This window comes from Flavobacterium sediminilitoris (assembly GCF_023008245.1).
In the GTDB taxonomy this organism is placed as follows: domain Bacteria; phylum Bacteroidota; class Bacteroidia; order Flavobacteriales; family Flavobacteriaceae; genus Flavobacterium; species Flavobacterium sediminilitoris.
The window spans coordinates 2675765-2694468 of record NZ_CP090145.1; the positions used below are offsets into that span (position 1 = coordinate 2675765).

Annotated in this window: 14 protein-coding genes; all 14 read right to left on the bottom strand. The window is 27.9% G+C overall.

Going from position 1 to position 18704, the window contains the following annotated elements; genetic code table 11:
* Window positions 1-63: 63 nt before the first annotated feature.
* Window positions 64-1338, bottom strand: a complete 1275-nt coding sequence (locus tag LXD69_RS12250) for a radical SAM protein (RefSeq protein WP_246915630.1) — start codon at window positions 1336-1338, stop codon at window positions 64-66.
* The gene (locus LXD69_RS12255) at window positions 1335-2585 is read right to left on the bottom strand and encodes a radical SAM protein (protein WP_262916259.1); all 1251 of its coding nucleotides are present in this window, start codon (window positions 2583-2585) and stop codon (window positions 1335-1337) included. Before LXD69_RS12255 ends, LXD69_RS12250 begins: the two co-directional genes overlap by 4 nt.
* A 64-nt stretch (window positions 2586-2649) precedes the next feature.
* Window positions 2650-2853 (bottom strand): hypothetical protein, encoded by a 204-nt coding sequence (locus LXD69_RS12260; RefSeq protein ID WP_246915632.1) that lies wholly within the window; start codon window positions 2851-2853, stop codon window positions 2650-2652.
* A 70-nt stretch (window positions 2854-2923) separates the two neighbouring features.
* On the bottom strand, window positions 2924-5308 hold the full coding sequence (locus tag LXD69_RS12265) for an outer membrane beta-barrel family protein (protein WP_246915633.1): 2385 nt from the start codon (window positions 5306-5308) through the stop codon (window positions 2924-2926).
* A 208-nt stretch (window positions 5309-5516) separates the two neighbouring features.
* On the bottom strand, window positions 5517-7406 hold the full coding sequence (locus LXD69_RS12270) for a DUF349 domain-containing protein (protein WP_246915634.1): 1890 nt from the start codon (window positions 7404-7406) through the stop codon (window positions 5517-5519).
* 86 nt (window positions 7407-7492) lie between these two features.
* Entirely contained in the window at window positions 7493-7969 is a 477-nt protein-coding gene (locus LXD69_RS12275; RefSeq protein WP_246915635.1) for a hypothetical protein, read from the bottom strand.
* 151 nt (window positions 7970-8120) lie between these two features.
* Window positions 8121-8882 (bottom strand): shikimate dehydrogenase family protein, encoded by a 762-nt coding sequence (locus LXD69_RS12280; protein ID WP_045966758.1) that lies wholly within the window; start codon window positions 8880-8882, stop codon window positions 8121-8123.
* A gap of 6 nt (window positions 8883-8888) precedes the next feature.
* Window positions 8889-9857, bottom strand: a complete 969-nt coding sequence (locus tag LXD69_RS12285) for a DUF368 domain-containing protein (RefSeq protein ID WP_246915636.1) — start codon at window positions 9855-9857, stop codon at window positions 8889-8891.
* A 76-nt stretch (window positions 9858-9933) separates the two neighbouring features.
* Window positions 9934-11328 carry a tetratricopeptide repeat protein gene (locus LXD69_RS12290; RefSeq protein ID WP_246915637.1) on the bottom strand — a complete coding sequence of 465 codons (1395 nt, stop codon included), beginning with the start codon at window positions 11326-11328 and terminating at the stop codon, window positions 9934-9936.
* Window positions 11329-11480: 152 nt separating this feature from the next.
* The gene (locus tag LXD69_RS12295) at window positions 11481-12662 is read right to left on the bottom strand and encodes an aspartate aminotransferase family protein (RefSeq protein ID WP_246915638.1); all 1182 of its coding nucleotides are present in this window, start codon (window positions 12660-12662) and stop codon (window positions 11481-11483) included.
* Between the two features lie 62 nt (window positions 12663-12724).
* Window positions 12725-14413: an OstA-like protein gene (locus LXD69_RS12300; RefSeq protein ID WP_045966764.1), complete on the bottom strand. Its 1689-nt coding sequence runs from the start codon at window positions 14411-14413 to the stop codon at window positions 12725-12727.
* A 108-nt stretch (window positions 14414-14521) separates the two neighbouring features.
* A complete protein-coding gene (locus LXD69_RS12305; protein ID WP_045966766.1) occupies window positions 14522-15793 on the bottom strand; it encodes an adenylosuccinate synthase in 1272 nt (423 codons plus the stop codon).
* A 39-nt stretch (window positions 15794-15832) separates the two neighbouring features.
* Window positions 15833-16273: a Fur family transcriptional regulator gene (locus LXD69_RS12310; RefSeq protein WP_045966768.1), complete on the bottom strand. Its 441-nt coding sequence runs from the start codon at window positions 16271-16273 to the stop codon at window positions 15833-15835.
* A gap of 131 nt (window positions 16274-16404) precedes the next feature.
* A complete protein-coding gene (locus tag LXD69_RS12315; RefSeq protein ID WP_045966770.1) occupies window positions 16405-18624 on the bottom strand; it encodes a RelA/SpoT family protein in 2220 nt (739 codons plus the stop codon).
* Window positions 18625-18704: the final 80 nt, after the last annotated feature.

An 18704-nucleotide genomic window follows, 5' to 3' on the forward strand; every position in this document is an offset into this window, starting at 1 on the left:
TTATATTTTTTACGTAGTATAAAATTTTATTCTATATAAGAATTTTAAAATTATACTGCCTATCTATTTAATGCTGAAACTTTCTAAAATTTCAGTATACTTTGGTTTTTCTATTGTTGGTAGGGTCTCTTTAATGATTTCTAAAGCGTTTTCATAGGTTATTTTTTCTATTCCTGATTCTTTTCTAAGAGTATAAGGTATTTCATCAATAACAATATTTTGTATATGTGTAATTAATTTTAATAAATCATTGCAATATACCGAAGGATTGTTAAACCCATTTTTTGAGCTATATCTATGAGGAATGTAACCACCTCCACATGTCTCACTAATAGGACAAGCAATACATTTACTAGGTAAATTAAAATGACTAGAATAATATTCTTTGGCTAATTTTGTTTCCATAGCTTGAGAAACTGTATAATTAGATACATTTGCACTTGACTTAGTAAAATTATTTCCACAAATTTTAAGTGCATCAACAGCTTCATAATCTCCATTAGTTTCAATAACTAAGACTTCGTTATTTGAATTTCCCATATCATCTCCATTAATATCTGCTCCCATTATAGAGTATATATATTGTTGAAATCTTCTAATATATAATTTATCTTTATCATTAAACCAGATATTAAACAACTCTATAAGCCAGTCTCCATATGGTGTTTCTGAATTTAGGAAATCACCAGTATTTGGCATTATTGGTAAAGAATCATAGTTTGCTTCAGGGATTAAAAAATCTGTAGAAAAAACATTTAATGATTTAAATGATTTATAAATATTTGTAGGACTCGAATTTATATTTATCACAGATAAAAGTCCAGCATCTAATGTATGTTCTTCTTTTTGAGTAAGAGTAAGCGCTTTAATGACTTTGTCATAGGTACCATTTCCTTTGTGATCTTTTCTGTTTTTATCGTTGTCTTCTTTTAATCCATCTAAGCTAATCCCTAAGCTAATTTTAAGTCGTTTTAATAATTGACACCAATCATCGGTTAATAATAGTCCATTTGTTTGTAGTGTGAAGAAAACTTCAACTTGAGTTTCTTTAAAAATTGTATTTGCGGTATTCACAAAATTTTCAACAAATTTTTTCCCAGCTAATAGAGGCTCTCCTCCATGTAAAACAAAAGTAAATCGATTAAGGTTATTATCTAAACAATGTTCTTTTGCTCTTGTAATCATTTTTTCAAGTGTCTCAATGGACATTACCTTTGGTTGTCCTTTATAAGATTCATCTCCCATATTGTACATGTAGCAGTAACTACAATTAATATTACATCTACTAGCAATTTTTACAACAAATGTTTTACATATTGGATTTATATTTTTATTCATGATTTGATGCTTTTAAATGAAGTTAGGTATTTATCGTACTGTTTATTTGATAAGCTATTGATAATGAGATGTTCTTTTTCAAAGGAAGAAATTTCTATGTTATTTTCATCTAATAAATCTTTAGGTAAATTAGAATATGTTATATTTTGAATAAATAGAATTAGTTTTAAAAAATCGCTACATAGAAAAGAAGCGTTGTCAAAACCATTTGTTTTACTATATCTAGAAACTAAGTTACCTCCTCCGCAGATTTCTTTAACATTACATTGGTTACATTTTGAATTTAGTTTGTTATGGGAGTGATAATATAGGTTTATGAGTTCAGAATTAATAGAATCAGATATTTCATTTTTTAAAATATTTAAATCTGTTTTTGTGAAATTTTGACCACAAGCTTTTAAATAATCAACGGCTTCAATATCACCATTTGTCTCAATGACCAATAATCCATTTTTATAATTACCAAATAAATCATTAGGATATTCACCGCCAAAAAAGCATTCGATAAATCCATTAAACATTCTTATATTTGGTCTATCTATATTACTATCTAAATACCAGATGTTAAAAAGTTTTATTAGCCAATCTGCATATGGTGTGTGATTTATATCATTTACCTTATATGATTTGGGTAAATTATCATAACTATTGTATGGAAATAATAAATCAAAGTTTTTTATTTTAATTTCTTTTAAAAAATCATAAAATTCTAAAGGATTGTTTTCTAAATTTATTACAGAAAGAATTCCTAATGTATTTTTATGAAATTTAAAGTCAAATGCATTTTTTATTCCTAATAATACATCATCAAAGGAACTTTTATTATTTTTATATAAACGATTCTCATCATTTATTTCTCTTATGCCGTCAATACTTATTCCTATTTGAATTTCTAGATCATTAAATAATGAAGCAATTTCTTTTGTTATTAGGGTGCCATTTGTTTGAATTGTAAAAAAGATAGTTACTTTATTAGAAAAAATAGATTTGCATTTATTTACGAAGTATTTAAAAAAATCTGGTTTTTGTAATAATGGTTCCCCACCATGAAATGCAAATAAGAATTCTTTAACATTATTGCTAATACAGTGATTAAATGTTTTAATAATTATTGAATCGACAATTTCATTTGACATAAATCTTGGTTGTAACTCAAATGATTTATCTTCCATGTTATACATATAACAGTACTTACAGTTTAAATTACATCTACTTGCTATTTTTAATACTAAAGAGTTACATTTCATATATATTATATTAAAGGTAAAGGAAGAAAAATGAGGAGGAAAATACTTTCCTCCTCATTAGTTTTTAATTTGAAGGGTTAGGAGTTAATTCCGCTTTACCTTTTTCCCATGTAACATCACCATGAGCTTTTAACCAGTTAGTACCTCCAACGATGTTGTTTGTAATGTTTTGTGCAACATCTTTAATTGCTGGATTTTTAATCTCTAAGATCGATCCTTTTAAAACTTGCTCTGCTTGTTGCAAGTTTAGTCTGAAATTTTTTTTCATGTTTATTTAAATTAAATTTTTAGGTCATAAGTTTATAGTCATTAACCATTTGTGGACTTTTACTATATTATTAGTTTATTCTTCTTTTTTCTTCTTCATTGCTGCTTTTTCGTTTATCAATTTTTAAATTTTGACCAAAATTATAAGTTAATGCGAACCTTATTCTTCTGACATCTGAATAATCAAAGTTTATTTGTCTAATTCCATTTACATTTTGAGTAAAGGTTTGCTTATTAGTTTTTAAAATGTCGATTATATTTATAGCGAGCTGCATTTTTTTGTTTAAAAAAGTACTTTTAAAACCGATGTTTAGTTGGTAATAACTGGATAAGTTATAACTTCTCGCTAAAGAAGGAAATTGATACATAAAATCTATGGATGCTTTAATTTTTTTGTTTTTATCTAGAACAAATAAATTGTTAGAATTAAAGCTACTAGATAATTTATCTATAGAAGGGACTATGTTTGGTATTTTTGATTTTGTTTTTGAGTAAAAAATTGTAATATCTGAATTATTTTCCCAAAAATCTTTTATACTAAAAGAATATCCTTCAAAAAAACCATAATTAATTTGATTGTAAAAATTATTAGGAATAACTCTTTGTACGGATGAATTTTGGGAAACATAAGTTACTTGATCATAGCCGTTTTCAATATTTGTTGCATATAACATTGTGTATGAATTTTTATATGTATATGCAAGTTCAATGTTAGTAATGTAATAAGGTTGTAAATAGGGGTTTCCTTCTGAATAATTGAATGAAGTAGAATAGAATCTAAATGGATTTAAAAGATTGTATGACGGCCTGTTAATTCTCTTATTGTAGTTTAATGAAAGTGTTTTGTCTTCATTAACTATATAGTTAATAGATAATGTTGGAAATAATTTAAAATAATTATTATTATTTATTTGATTTAACGTTTTAGAAACTCCTTTTGTTTGAGCATTTTCACCTCTTAGACCAAATTGCATTTCTATATTTTTTGTTAAATTTTTTGTTCCAGAAAAATAGATTGCTTGTATATCCTCATTATATATAAACTCATTTGTTTGTAATGGATCTATAGACGGAGAGCCTGAAGTAGTATTATAGAAGTATACATTACTATTATTTTTTATAAGACTAAATTTTGTTCCAAAATTTAAATATATCCATTTTAAAGGTAAATCAAAATCAATTCTTGATGTTATAATGTCTATATTAAGGCTACTATAATTATTTGCTGAAAAATAACTATTAGGTTTATTTTCTCCATTTGAAAAAAACGAGTTGCTATAAAAAGAATTATCTGTATTAGAATTATAATTCAAATAGTCTAAATCAATGTTGATTTTGGTACCAATTGTATCAAGTTTTATTATGGAATATAGGTTAACAGAGTTATTCCGTCTTATCATTTCAATTCTAGAATTATTTTTTATTAATGAATCTAAAACATTGTAATTATTATATATATAAGAATTGTTTTCAGATTTCGTGAGTGGTAGATTATACGATGTATAATATATAGCTCCAATTTTTATTTTTGAATTTAATTTATAGTCAACTGCTATTCTTCCATTAAAATTGTTAAAATAATTTCTTTTTAAATTATTTTCAGACCATAAATAATTAGGGTATTGTAGAGTATATTCTTGATATGGTTGAATACTACCATTAGAATGCCCAATGTTAGAGCTAAATGTCAATTTATCTTTTTGATAGTTTAAATTTAAACTGCCGGACCCTATAGATTTTTTTGATTGTGAGAGTGAACTATTAATAGAACCATTATAACTATCAGTTTTGATACCTTTTGTTACTATATTTATTAAGCCACTATTACCTTGAGCATCATATTTTGCAGAAGGATTTGTTATTACTTCAATTTTTTTAAAATCATCGGATCTTAAATTTTTTAAAAAAACAGTTAAATCCTCTCCTGACAGGTTTACTAATTTATCATCAATCATAATATTCATATTACTTCTCCCAATCATTGATATTTGACCATTGTTTACTCTTAGACCAGGTGTTATCTTTAAAGCTTCTAAACCATCTCCTCCACTTGCAGAGACGCTGTTTTCTATGTTGAAGACAAGTCGATCCACTTTTCTTTCAATTAATTTTTTTTTAAAAGTGACTACAACTTCTTGTAAAGATTTTGTTGTATTAATTTTAATTATTCCTATATTACTATTACTGCTCATTTGAAACTCTTTGTTATATAAAATATCTCCTATTTGTCTTATTTGTAAAATGAAACTCTCTCTTTCACTTTCTATAGTAAACATTCCATTTTCATCGGATAATTCACTTTTTAAAGGAATGCTATCTTTTGAAACTAATATTATTTCTGCAAAAGGAACGGGAATATTTTCATTACTATGGATTTGTCCAGTAATTTTTATTTGTCCATTGATGTTGAAAGCAATTAATAAAAAGATTATTAAAGTTAAAGTTTTGATTTTCATGTTTTAACACTCTCTTGTTTAGGCTTAATATAAAATTTACGAGTTATATATAAAGTTTTTATTGTTTATTTGTTTAACCCAAATGTATTATATTAGAATGTTAAAAAGATACATATTTATTATATATTTTGTTAAAGTTTTGCATTTGTTACGAAAAAAACCCGTTATGGTATACCATAACGGGTTTTTTAAAAGTTTAATGTATTCTTTATATGTCTCTAAGCTTTCTTAGCTTTTCTTTCCATAATTTTAATTCATCTTTATGTCGTTCAATACTTTTTTGTACCTCTTTAATAAAAGGATTTTCTCCTTTTGAACTACTACTTATAAATTGAATATTATTTTCTAATTGGAAGATTTCATTTTGTACTTCGTCTATTTTCTTTCTAATAAAAAATTGTTCTTTTTCAATTGATCTATCATCTTCATTAGAAACCCACTGGTCTAACTTAGCGTTAAACTTCATCATTTCAGTATCTTTTTTAGAAAGACTAAGTTTTTCAAATAAGGCATCTAAAATTTTATTAAACTTTCCTTCAATATGTCTTCTATTAAATGGAACTTTTCCTATAGATTTCCATGTTTCAATATGACCTTTTATTGCATCTAAATCGATTTTATGATCACCAGTTAGTTCAAATGTTTTTAAGTTTTCTAAATATTCTTTTTTATTATCAAATGCAGTAACTTCTTCTTCATTTTCTGCATTTCTCATTTTGTGCATGCGATCAAAATAGTGATTACAAGCATCTTTAAAATCTTTCCAAATTTTATCTGAATATTTACGAGGCACATGTCCTATTTTTTTCCAGTCATCTTGGATTTTTTTCATCACAGGAGTTGTACCTCCAAAATCTTCACTATCTTTTAAAGATTGGGCTTTTTCAACAAGGGCTAGTTTTTTGTTTAGATTTTCTTGTTGTTCGTGTTTTATATCTTTATAAAATGCATTTTTATTTGCATTAAATGCTCTTACTTCGGTTTTGAATTCACTCCATGTTTGTTCGGTAACTTCAACAGGAATTTTCCCAGCCTTAAAAAAGTTTTCACGAAGTGCTTCCATTTTCTTTATTTGCGCTTGCCAACCACTATGTGAATGTATCTTTTCGTTTCCTAAAAGATTAATTTGTTTTATAATCTCTTTTTTTCGTGCTAAATTTTCAACTTCACGTTCTTTTGCTTGTCCAAAATAGATTTCACGTTTGTCATGAATTTGTTTTGTTATTTCACTAAATTCATTCCAAATAATTTCGCGATGTTCTCTATCTACAGGTCCAATTTCTTCTTTCCAAACACGATGTAATAATTGTAACTCACGAAACGCTTTCATTATATCGGTTTCACTCAATAATTCTTTTGCTCGCTCTATTATTCCTTGTTTTTGTTCTAAATTGTTTTTAAGGTCTTGATCTCGTGCTTCTTTATCTAAATGCATTAAATCATAAAAACGCTCAATGTGGAAATGGAAGTTGTTCCAAACAATGTTGTATTTATCTCTTGGAATTGCTCCTGCAGCTTTCCATTGTTCCCGAATTTCATTTAATTTTTTAAACATATCACTTATAGAAAGTGATTCGTCGTTACCATCAACAAGTAATTTTAAATCTTCAATTATCTCGTTTCGAATGGTTAAATTGTTTTTTAAGTTTTTTTGAAGCTGATTATAATGATTATTTCTATTTGTTTTATAATCATCATATACACTATCAAATTTATTTTTTAAAGGGAAATGATATTCAAAAGCTGAATTCTCATCAGTATTTGAACTATTAAATTCATCTCTTTTTTCATCAATAAGGTCGTGATATTGATTCATGAAAGATTTTCTAATTTCTTCTACATGATCTTTAATTGCCATTACCTTATGATTGTGAACTAACTTATCTAATTCAGCAGTAAGTTCTTCCATAGAAAGAGAATCATAGTCCAGCATGGGTATGATATGTTTATCCTGAATCGAGTCGTCTTCATTCTCTTCTGCATTGGAATTGTCAATCTCATCTAATGCTGATTGATTGATTTTAATTACATTTTCCTGTGACTCTTGTTTTTCTTGTCCGTCTGCTTGAGGCAGGTTATCATTCTTTTCTTCTAACATTTTTAAATGCTTAAGGTTACTAATTGTGTTCGAAGATAATAAAGGCTATGCAAAATTCAAAAGAAAAATCAATAAATATATAGGTTCTATCTTTTAAATAATAGACTTAATCCAATAAAACCAAAACTTGTAAAGTAAATTAACCAACTTAATTTTGCAATTATCGGGTTATATGGATAGTTATTGATTATGAATATAAAATTCACGATAGACTCTATTATTAAATAAAAGGTTATTATAATTAATCCTTTTTTAAACTTATATGATTTTGAAATTTTTTCAAAATCAAAACATAAAAAGAAAAGACCTAGAATACCTATTGGCAGTGTAAATAAGGATTGGAACATATTTAGATCATCCCATTCATTAGAAAAGTTTATTACACCTAAAGAAGAATAAAATATTCCGGAGATTAATAAACAAATTTTTCCAGTTATGTTTGTCTCGGAATTATCTGTGTTTTTAATTAATGAAATATTAAAAAATACAATTAATAAGCCAGTGAAAAAGTATGCAATATATTTTATAAAATCTTTCCCAGGTATATTTTCAATATTATACATGATAATGGGGGTTTCGTCTATTAAAAACGGAGGTATAAAAAAAATATATATAATACTGAAAGATAAAATAAAAGAGATGGAGATTATTATTCCAAAGAAACCAGTAATTCTTTCTTGCTTTTTATATTTTTTATAGTTAATTATGGTAGAATCATCCATTCCAAATTTCCCATGCTTTTTCGGCTTGAAAAATAAGCATTTCATAGCCATTTTTAATGATTGCTCCATTTTCTTTAGCTTTCTTTAAAAACATTGTTTCTTCAGGATTATAGACTAAATCGTATGCAATATGATTAGTAGTAAATAGAGAATAATCTAAATTTGGAGCTTCTTCAATATTTGGATGAGTTCCTAGAGGAGTAGTGTTGATGATGATTTGATAGTCATCAAATATTTCTTTATTTATTTCTTCATAGGATAATTCAAACTCAGAAGGATTTCTAGAAACAAAATCAAATTCAATTTTTAATTTTCTAAGAGCAAAAGCAATTGCTTTACTTACTCCTCCAGTCCCTAGAATTAATGCTTTTTTATGTTGTTCTGTTAATAATGGTTTTAATGTTTTTTTAAATCCATAATAATCCGTGTTGTAGCCTTTTAGTTTTTTCTTTTTTGAAATAATAATAGTGTTTACGGCACCTATTTTTTTAGCGTTTTTAGATAGCTTATCTAAATATGGAATTATTTCTTCTTTGTATGGAATGGTTACATTTAATCCTTTTAACCCCTTTGTTTCTAGATAAACTTCAGGAAATTCTTTAATAGATTTAATATCAAAATTTAAATATTCACAATTATCATAATGAAGGAGTTTAAATTTATCGTTGAAATATTTTTTAGAAAAAGAATAGCTAATGTTTTTACCAATTAGTCCAAATTTTACTTGTTTTTTATTTTTCTTCTTCTTTGACATAATGTTTTAATTTTTGCCTAAGCGATTTGCAATTTTTTCTAATCCGAAAATTAAAACAAATCCAAAAACTGACATAATTATAGCCGTTAAAATTTGTGGATTTCCTTCAAAATGTTGCGGTAAAATACTTTTCTCTAAAAACGGAACAATTTCCCCATGACTATTTACTCGAGTTTCCAGTACTTTTTTCCATGGCCAAATTTTATTTAAAGAACCAATCATAAATCCTATTAGAACGGTAAGTGTTGTGTTTTTATGATGATTAAACATCCAAGTAAGTATCTTAGAAAATAGTTTTAATCCTAAAATTGCTCCTAATCCGAAAGTCATTAATTTTATCATTGCCTGACCAATAATATCAAAATTCATAGTTGCTAGTCCTTCTCTAAATTGATTTATGGTTCCAATTACAACTTCATATGAGCCCATTAAAAGTAAAATAAAAGCACCTGAAACACCTGGTAAAATCATAGCAATTATAGCTAGAAATCCAGATAAAAATAAGTAAGGAAAACTATCAGGTGATTCTACTGGTTTTGCAATTGTTATATAATATGAAATAAGAATACCAATGATAAGAGCTATATATGTTTTTAAACTCCATTTTGTTATTTCTTTCCATATAAATGCAATACTAGCTATTACAAGACCAAAAAAGAAAGACCAAACTAATATAGGTTGAGTATCTAAAAGATGTGTAATTACTTTAGAAAAGGTTAAAATACTAATTCCTATTCCAAGGATTAAAGCAAATAAGAAATTACCATTTATTGAAGCCCAAGTAGCTTTTAAACCATTTTTTTTGACATTTTTTAGTACAGAAAAATTAATTTTATTAATACTATCAATTAGTTCTTGGTAAATTCCAGATATAAAAGCAATTGTGCCTCCAGAAACTCCTGGAACTACATCAGCAGCTCCCATTGCAATTCCTTTTAATGTTATAAGTAGATAATCGGGGAAAAATTTTCTCATGCTTGTAAAATAAATGTCATTCAGAAAATAATTATTTTATTAGATTCTGAATGACAAATTTATATAAACTATTTGTTTAATTTCTATATTTTTCAATGATGTTTTGAACTGTCTTTTTTTTCCACATTAATGGGAAAATTTCTTGAATAATAGTGTGATTTTTAAAGTTTAATCGTAAACCATTATTTAGATGAAAATTTCCTTTTTTGGGATTTGCTGTAAGATGATATAATCCGGCTAAACGATATTCTATTTCATATTCTTCTGGAAAAACTTCAGTTGCTTGTAATAAAATTTCAATTGCAGTTTCATATTCACCTAATTCTTGTAACATATTGGTCCATAGAACAAAAGTGTCAAGATGAATGTCTCCAGCTTCAAATGCTTTTCTATAGCCTAATTCTGCTTCTTCGTAAAATTGCATTCCTTGATAAATAGCGGCATATCTCTTCCAATACAAACTATTGTCACCATCAATTCCTATAGCTTTGTTTACATAATAAATAGCTTTTTGGAAGTTTTTTTGACGGATATAAAAATCGGTTATTGCAATCCAAGCTTTATCTAATAATGGATCTTCATGTACCGTTCTTAGGTAAAACTTAAGAGCTAAATCTTTATTTCCTAATTTTTCATGACATTTTCCAATTCTTAATAAAGCAAATGATGTTGGATCATCTAATTCCATTGTAATGTTATAACATTCAATAGCTTCTTTGTATTGTTTTAATTTTTCTAATCCTTTTGCTTTTTCTAAATAAGCACCTAAAAAGTTTTCATCAATTAAAGTAGCGTAATCAAAAGCCCAAACTGATTTTTCATAATTTTTAAGGGAATAGAATTGTCTTCCTAATTGATGCCAAGCAACTTCACTATATGGTTTTTTATTAATAAATTGTTCTAAATATTGAATAGCTTCTTCGTTTTGATCTAAGAAATCGAAACAATATACAATATTATATAGCGCAGAATAATCTTCATTGTCTTCTTCTAAACATTTAATGAAATATTGTTTTGCTTCCTCTAAATTATCCATGAATAGATATTCCATGCCTATCATTGAATATACATCTGCTAAATCATCAGTAAAATCTAATGCAATTTTTAATGAATCTATAGCTTTTTCATGTTGATCTCGTTTGGAATAAATATTAGCTTGTTGAATGTATATTTCTTCATTGTTTGGTTCAATGGCATATAATTCTGTAAGTAATTTTTGTGCGATGTCTAATCTATCTTCATAGACTAACATTTCAACTTGAACGAGCCTTAATCCTGTTGATTTAGGATGTTGTTCTAGACCAAGTTTTAGCGCTTTTTTAGCTAAATTCATTCGACCTGTATCCATATAATGAAGTATAATGTCTTCAAATTCTTCTGAATCAAAGAAAAAAACTTTATTTGTTTTTAACATAGATTCAAATTTTGATAAGGATAAGTTGTTTTCTTCTTCATCGTGACTCAATCTCATAGCAATAATTTTATGGGTTTTGTCCTTTATTAAAATTAAGAATTTTAAAGGGACAATTTTTTTTGTGCTTGAATTGTTTTAAACAATTTAATTAACACTTTTATATAATAGCTTTATGATTATAAACATCACTTAATTTAAGATGATTTAGATTATAAAGTTATAGTATTTAGAACTTCAAGAATGATGCCACATCCTTTTTTTATTTCTTCTTTTGATATTGTTAGAGGAGGAGTTATGCGTATTGCTTTACCTTCAAACAGTAGCCAGAAAAGGATGACGCCCTTTTTATGACATTCTAGGATAACTTGATTTGTTATTTCAGGACTTTCTGTCATGACTGCTAACATTAATCCTTTTCCTCTTATTTCTTTTATTAATGGGTGGATTAATAATTCTCTAAAAAGTTGTTCTTTTTCTAGAGTTTCTTGCATTAAATTCGTTTCTGTTATTTCTTGAAGTGTCGCTAATGCTGCTGCTGCTATAACTGGATGACCTCCAAAAGTGGTAATGTGTCCTAATTTTGGATCGTGACTTAATAAATCCATCATTTCAGAAGAAGCAGTAAATGCACCAACTGGCATTCCGCTAGCCATTCCTTTTCCCATTACAACAACATCAGGAATCATATTATAATTTTGAAAACCAAATAGTTTACCTGTTCGACCAAATCCTGGTTGGATTTCGTCTAAAATCATAATTGCACCAACTTCATTACATTTTTGACGTACTTTAAGTAAGAAGTCATTTTCAGGTTGTATAAAACCAGCTCCGCCTTGAATGGTTTCTAAAATGATACCAGCAGTTTTAGTGGTTATTTTATCTAAATCGGATTCGTTATTAAAGGTAATAAAATCTACATCAGGTATTAATGGACGAAAAATTTGTTTGCGTTCTTCAAAACCCATTACACTCATACTTCCCATTGTATTCCCATGATATGCATGATGACAAGAAATAAGTTGACTTCGACCTGTAACTCTTCGTGCTAATTTTAAAGCGCCTTCAATAGCTTCTGTTCCTGAATTTACTAAATAAGTTTTATTTAATGGTTCAGGTAGGAGAGAGGCTAATAATTTACAAAACTGAGTTGCTGGTTGTTGAGCATATTCACCATAGACCATTACGTGTGAATATAGGTCTAATTGAGTTTTTATTGCATCATTTACACGTTTTGGTTGATGACCTAAAGTGTTTGCAGAAACGCCTGCTACAAAATCTAAATATTCATTTCCTTCAGTATCATATATATAGCTTCCTTTTGCATGAGATATTTCCATAGCTAATGGATGTGGGGAAGTTTGAGCTTGGTATTTGAAAAAATCTTCAATCATTTTTAATTGTTGAATTTTTAGTATTTTTAAATTATAAAATAAAACTATGTTGAATAATGAAATTACTCTTTTTTCTTAGGCTTAGGATTCTTTTTATCATATTCTAAGGTTTCTTTTAAGACTTCCATTGGAATGTCTTCTTCAAGCGCTTTCTTTTTACTTTCAATAAGTATTTTTTCATGTAGAATATTTTCATCTTCAGGGAAAATATCTTCTTTTGAGTGTATTCTTTCATCTCCTCTCCAAACAAATCCTCTTAATTTCCTAGCATTTTCAGGGAATTCGGATTCGGGATAAGTATTAGCTTCGACTTGATTAAAAGCTGTTTGAGAGATTATTTGATCATCTTCAAATTCAAAATTCAATTTACTACATACTTTTTTATCGATACCTACTAATTCGTTATTATCATTGTACATATAATAAATAACTTCAGCATTTTTGATAACATCTACTTGGCTTAGTTTATTATCTTTAAATTTTCCGTATAAATTTTGTCCTTTAATTTGGTTGTATCCATTTTCACTTAATGTGTCTTTTTGAACTATAAAGGCGTTGTTTAATACCTTTAAAGAATCTAATTTTTCTGTTTTATTGTTTCCTATTAGGTGCATTACATCACCAGTCATTTGATTGTCATTATTCCATAGAACAGGTTTGCCTATTAATTGTGTAATCCCTGTTTTGTTGTTAGAATGTATAGAGTCACATTTTCCGCTCATGTCTGTTTTATAAAAACGTACATTATTAAAAGCTCTTATTACTCTATCTTCTGGTGGACCGGTTACTAATATCTTTTTTCCATGCATGTATAGAGAATCGTTTTCTACTTTCGTAATAACAACTGCTCTTTTGGTTAAAATAATGGAATCTTTTCTGGTTTGAGTATTACGATACATTTCAGCATAATGACCTTTTGCAACCATATTGTTTATAGTATCTGTAATCTTTACATTGTTTATGCCTTTTGAAAAGTTCCTTTTTTGATCATAATATAAATCGTCTCCTTCTATAATTTTATTATTATAAGTTATTTTACTATTTTTTTGAAGTTTTCCAACATCATTTTTAGTGTCATAAAATCCATTTTCTGTATAAATAACATTGTCATTACTGGTTATGGTTGATGGTCCGAAAACGTATGCATGACCAGAGTTTTCATAATAGTCTAAATGATTTGTTTTAATTGTGCTTTTAGGGTTTGTAACTGTAACAGCAGATGTAAATTGATACTTTTTTGAGTTTAAGAAATATCTTCCAGATTTGCTTTTTAAGGTGTTTTCTTTATTAACAATGGTTCCATAGCTATTGTAATAAGCTATTTGTTTTTTCTTGTCAAAGAAAATAGTGTCAGTTGTTAAAGTTGATTCAGGAGAATGAAGGTTTACATCTCCAGTTGCAAAAGCAAATTCATCTTTTCCGTCATATTCTGCATATCGACTGTTCATTGTTATGGTATCACCTTGATTGATTTGTACATTTCCAAAGGCTTTTACGTAGTTTTCCTCTGTGAAGTAATAGGCTTTGTTACAGTTGATTTTTGTACCATTATGCAATACTCTTACATTTCCTGTGAAAACAGTTGCTCCAGGTATTTCATATTGGTTCATGTCAATAAAATCAGAATGTTCAATTATGATTTTTTTTGTTTGTTCCTTTTCTGTTAGATCTGTCTTTTTTCCTTTTTCTTGCGCGTTTGTAAGTGTTCCAAACAGTAAAAAGCAAATAATATAGTACGCTATTTTTTTCAACTGAATTTATTTTGTGTCAAAAATAAGTAAAAAGTAGAATAAGACTTCTCTATTAAGATTTTTTTATAATAAAAAACGCTTTCTCTTTTGAAAGCGTTTTAATTTAATTTATTTGGTAATCGTTTGTTTCCTGTCTGGGCCAACCGATATAACTTTAATTGGTACTTCAACTTCTTTTTCAATGAATTCTATATAATTTTTCAATTCTATTGGCAATTCATCATAGTTTGTCATTCCTGTTAAATCAGCTTTCCATCCTTTCATTTCTGTAAAAATAGGAGTGATGTTTTCTGGTTCAATGTTATATGGAAGATGATTTATTTCTTTTCCTTTATATTTATAAGCTGTACAAACTTTTAAGGTTTCAAATCCAGAAAGTACATCGCCTTTCATCATGTATAATTGAGTAACACCATTAACTTGAACAGCATATTTTAATGCTACTAAATCTAACCAACCACAACGACGGGCACGACCAGTAACAGAACCAAATTCGTTTCCTACTTTTGCCATTGTATCTCCATCATTGTCAAATAACTCTGTAGGGAATGGTCCGCTACCTACTCTTGTAGTGTAAGCTTTAAAAATTCCATAAACATCTTTTACTTTGTTTGGGGCAATTCCTAGCCCTGTACAAGCACCAGCAGCAGTTGTATTTGAAGATGTAACAAATGGATAAGTTCCAAAATCAACATCTAATAATGAGCCTTGAGCACCTTCTGCAAGAATTGATTTTCCGCTTTTTAATGCGTTATTTAGATATTCTTCGCTATCTATAAAAGTTAGTTTCTTTAAATCTTCAATAGACTTAAAGAATTCTTCTTCCATTTCTTTTAAATCATATTGTAAATCTACATTATAAAAAGAAATCATAGCTTCATGTTTGTCGGCTAGAGTTCTATATCTAAGTTTAAAATCTTCTAGTTCAATATCACCAACTCTTAATCCATTTCTACCAGTTTTGTCCATATAAGTTGGACCAATACCTTTTAGTGTAGAACCAATTTTAGCTTTTCCTTTTGAAGCTTCAGAAGCAGCATCAAGTAAACGGTGCGTTGGTAAAATTAAATGAGCTTTTCTAGAAATAAGCAATTTAGATGTAACATCCATTTTGAATTTTTCTAGTCCTTCTAACTCTTTTTGAAAAACAACTGGGTCAATTACGACTCCATTACCAATAATATTGATTGCATTTTTATGAAATATTCCTGAAGGAATTGTTCTAAGGACATGCTTAATTCCGTCAAATTCTAAAGTATGTCCAGCATTTGGACCTCCTTGAAAACGAGCAATAATATCATAATTTGAAGTTAATACATCGACGATTTTTCCTTTACCTTCGTCTCCCCATTGAAGCCCTAGTAGTAAATCTACAGTCATTTTTAGTAGTTAATTTATATTAATATTGTATGTGTGTTGTTATTTTTCTTTTTTGGTTCCATAAAAATACAATGAATGAGTATGTATTTCAATATCAAACATTTCTTCCATGGTTTTTTTGATTTGTTGAATTCGTGGATCACAAAATTCTATAACTTCCCCAGAATCTGTTAAAATAATGTGGTCGTGTTGTTTATCAAAATAGGATTTTTCGTAGTGTGCTTGGTTTTGTCCAAACTGATGACGACGAACTAATCCACATTCTAATAATAATTCTATTGTATTGTATAGAGTAGCTCTACTAACACGATAGTTTTTGTTTTTCATTTTAATATATAGCGATTCAATATCAAAATGTTCCTTAGAATTGTAAATTTCTTGTAGTATAGCATAGCGCTCTGGAGTTTTGCGATGTGCTTTTTCCTCAAGGTATTTAGTGAATACGTTTTTTACAATTTCTTGATTTTTATTGTCTTCCATTTGGATTAACTGAATAATTGCAAAGATAAGTAAACTTAGAACTTTGATGTTAGAAGTTTTGCTTTTTTTTCAACAATTAGTATTTATAATGTTTTATTTATGAGTAATTAGATTTTTTATTTCTTCAGAGTTTAGTTTTGATAAATACGTGACACTTTATCAATTCCATCAACTTTTTTAATATTATCAATAAGTCTTTTTAAAATAGTATTGTTAGGAACAATAACAGTTATTTTTCCATTAAAAATTCCAGCTTCTCCACTTAAAGTAATATTTTGGATGTTTACATGCATTTGATTTGAAATTACTTTGGTAAGTTCATTGGTTAAACCTAATGTATCCATTCCAGTTATGTTTAACATAGCTTTAAATTCTTCTTGGCTAGAATCTATCCATTTAGCAGGAATGATTCTATAGGCATAGTTAGATTGAAGGCTTATAGCATTTGGACAGTCTTTTCTATGTACTTTAATACCTTCATTAATTGTGATGAAACCAAAAACATCGTCACCTGGTATAGGATTACAGCAAGTAGATAGTTTATAGTCTAATTTATCTTGTTCAACTCCAAAAACCAGCATATCATATTTTTTACTGATTTCGTTTTTTTGTATTTGTTCAGGTTTTACAGATGGAGTTCTGTTAAAAGGCTTTTTAAGGAAATTAACTAAAGTATTACTTTTTTGGGCAGCAAAATCTTTTAATTGTTGATTTTCAATTGCTCCAATTCCTACGCGATAAAATAAATCTAGGCTAGTTTGTAATTTAAAATAATTGACTAGTTCATTTGTAGAAGCTTCATTTAATGTGATTTTTAAATGGCGTAGTTTACGATTTAAAATTTCTTTTCCGTCTTCTGCTATTTTTTTAGTGTTTTCGTTTAAAGAGTTCTTGATTTTATTTTTTGCTCTTGACGTTGTTACATAATCTAGCCATTGTACACTTGGTTTTTGATTTACAGAGGTAATAATTTCAACTTGATCTCCACTATTTAAAACATGATTTAAAGGGACTAATTTTCCATTAACTCTTGTCCCTCTTGTTTTTACTCCAATATCTGTATGAATACTAAATGCAAAATCAAGCGTTGTTGCTCCTTTTGGAAGAGATTTTATATCTCCTTTAGGAGTAAAAATATAGATTTCTTTAGAATACAAGTTTAGTTTAAAATCTTCAACAAAATCAACAGCATTTGCGGCTTGGCTTTCTAGTGCTTCTTTTAATTGATTTAACCAAACTTCCAATCCGTGTTCTTCAGAATTTCCGTTTTTATATTTATAATGTGCTGCATATCCTTTTTCAGCAATTTCATCCATACGCTCACTACGTACTTGTATTTCTACCCATCTTCCTTTTGGTCCCATAACAGTAATATGTAATGCTTCATAACCTGTAGATTTTGGAGATGATATCCAATCGCGAAGACGACTAGGACTAGGACGATAATGATCTGTAACTACAGAATATATTTTCCAAGCTAGAAATTTTTCATCATGTGGATTTGATTTGTAAATGATTCTTAAAGCAAATTTATCATAGACTTCATCAAAAGTAACGCCTTGATTTTTCATTTTCCTGCGAATAGAATAAATAGATTTTGGTCTACCTTTTATACTATATTCTATTCCTTCTTCATTTAATGATTCGGATAAAACACTAGAAATTGTTTTAATATATTCGTCTTGCTCTTGTTTAGTTTCTTTTATTTTGCTTATAATTTCTTTGAAAATTTCGGGTTCGGTATATTTCAGACCTAAATCCTCTAATTGCGTTTTAATATTATATAAACCTAAACGATGTGCTAAAGGTGCATAAATATATAATGTTTCTGAAGCAATTTTAGCTTGTTTATATTCTGCCATGCTGTCCATAGTTTGCATGTTGTGCAATCTATCGGCAATTTTTATAAGAATTACTCTTACATCATCATTTAATGTAAGTAGCATTTTACGAAAATTTTCAGCCTGAACAGATACATCTTGATCGGTTTTTACTTTTGCAATTTTGGTTAACCCTTCTACGATTTTTGCAATTTTAGGATTAAACATTTTTGCAATATCATCAACTGTAATGTCTGTGTCTTCAACAACATCATGCATTAAAGCAGCCGCAATAGAAGTTGCTCCAAGGCCTATTTCTGAGGCTACAATTTTTGCAACAGCAATAGGGTGGAAGATATAAGCTTCACCCGATTTCCTTCTTTGTTCTTTATGAGCGTCAACAGCTACATCAAAGGCTTTACGAATGAGTTTTTTGTCTTCATCTGTTAACGTTTGGTAACTAATGCGAAGGAGTTCTTTGTATTCTTGGGCAATGGCTTTGTTTTCGGCTTCTAAATCAATTTCTGTCATATGGCAACTTTAATATTCATAAAGTTATAACAAAGTTATGGATTGTGCAAGAGATAGGTTTAACTTCAATTATAATAATT

Excerpts from the sequence above, each read along its gene's own strand:
- LXD69_RS12255 (WP_262916259.1), bottom strand. The coding sequence starts at position 2,585 with ATGAAATGTAACTCTTTAGTATTAAAAATAGCAAGTAGATGTAATTTA.
- LXD69_RS12270 (WP_246915634.1), bottom strand. The coding sequence starts at position 7,406 with ATGTTAGAAGAAAAGAATGATAACCTGCCTCAAGCAGACGGACAAGAA.
- LXD69_RS12265 (WP_246915633.1), bottom strand. The coding sequence starts at position 5,308 with ATGAAAATCAAAACTTTAACTTTAATAATCTTTTTATTAATTGCTTTC.
- LXD69_RS12305 (WP_045966766.1), bottom strand. The coding sequence starts at position 15,793 with ATGACTGTAGATTTACTACTAGGGCTTCAATGGGGAGACGAAGGTAAA.
- LXD69_RS12290 (WP_246915637.1), bottom strand. The coding sequence starts at position 11,328 with ATGAGATTGAGTCACGATGAAGAAGAAAACAACTTATCCTTATCAAAA.
- LXD69_RS12250 (WP_246915630.1), bottom strand. The coding sequence starts at position 1,338 with ATGAATAAAAATATAAATCCAATATGTAAAACATTTGTTGTAAAAATT.
- LXD69_RS12260 (WP_246915632.1), bottom strand. The coding sequence starts at position 2,853 with ATGAAAAAAAATTTCAGACTAAACTTGCAACAAGCAGAGCAAGTTTTA.
- LXD69_RS12315 (WP_045966770.1), bottom strand. The coding sequence starts at position 18,624 with ATGACAGAAATTGATTTAGAAGCCGAAAACAAAGCCATTGCCCAAGAA.
- LXD69_RS12295 (WP_246915638.1), bottom strand. The coding sequence starts at position 12,662 with ATGATTGAAGATTTTTTCAAATACCAAGCTCAAACTTCCCCACATCCA.
- LXD69_RS12310 (WP_045966768.1), bottom strand. The coding sequence starts at position 16,273 with ATGGAAGACAATAAAAATCAAGAAATTGTAAAAAACGTATTCACTAAA.
- LXD69_RS12285 (WP_246915636.1), bottom strand. The coding sequence starts at position 9,857 with ATGAGAAAATTTTTCCCCGATTATCTACTTATAACATTAAAAGGAATT.
- LXD69_RS12275 (WP_246915635.1), bottom strand. The coding sequence starts at position 7,969 with ATGTATAATATTGAAAATATACCTGGGAAAGATTTTATAAAATATATT.
- LXD69_RS12280 (WP_045966758.1), bottom strand. The coding sequence starts at position 8,882 with ATGTCAAAGAAGAAGAAAAATAAAAAACAAGTAAAATTTGGACTAATT.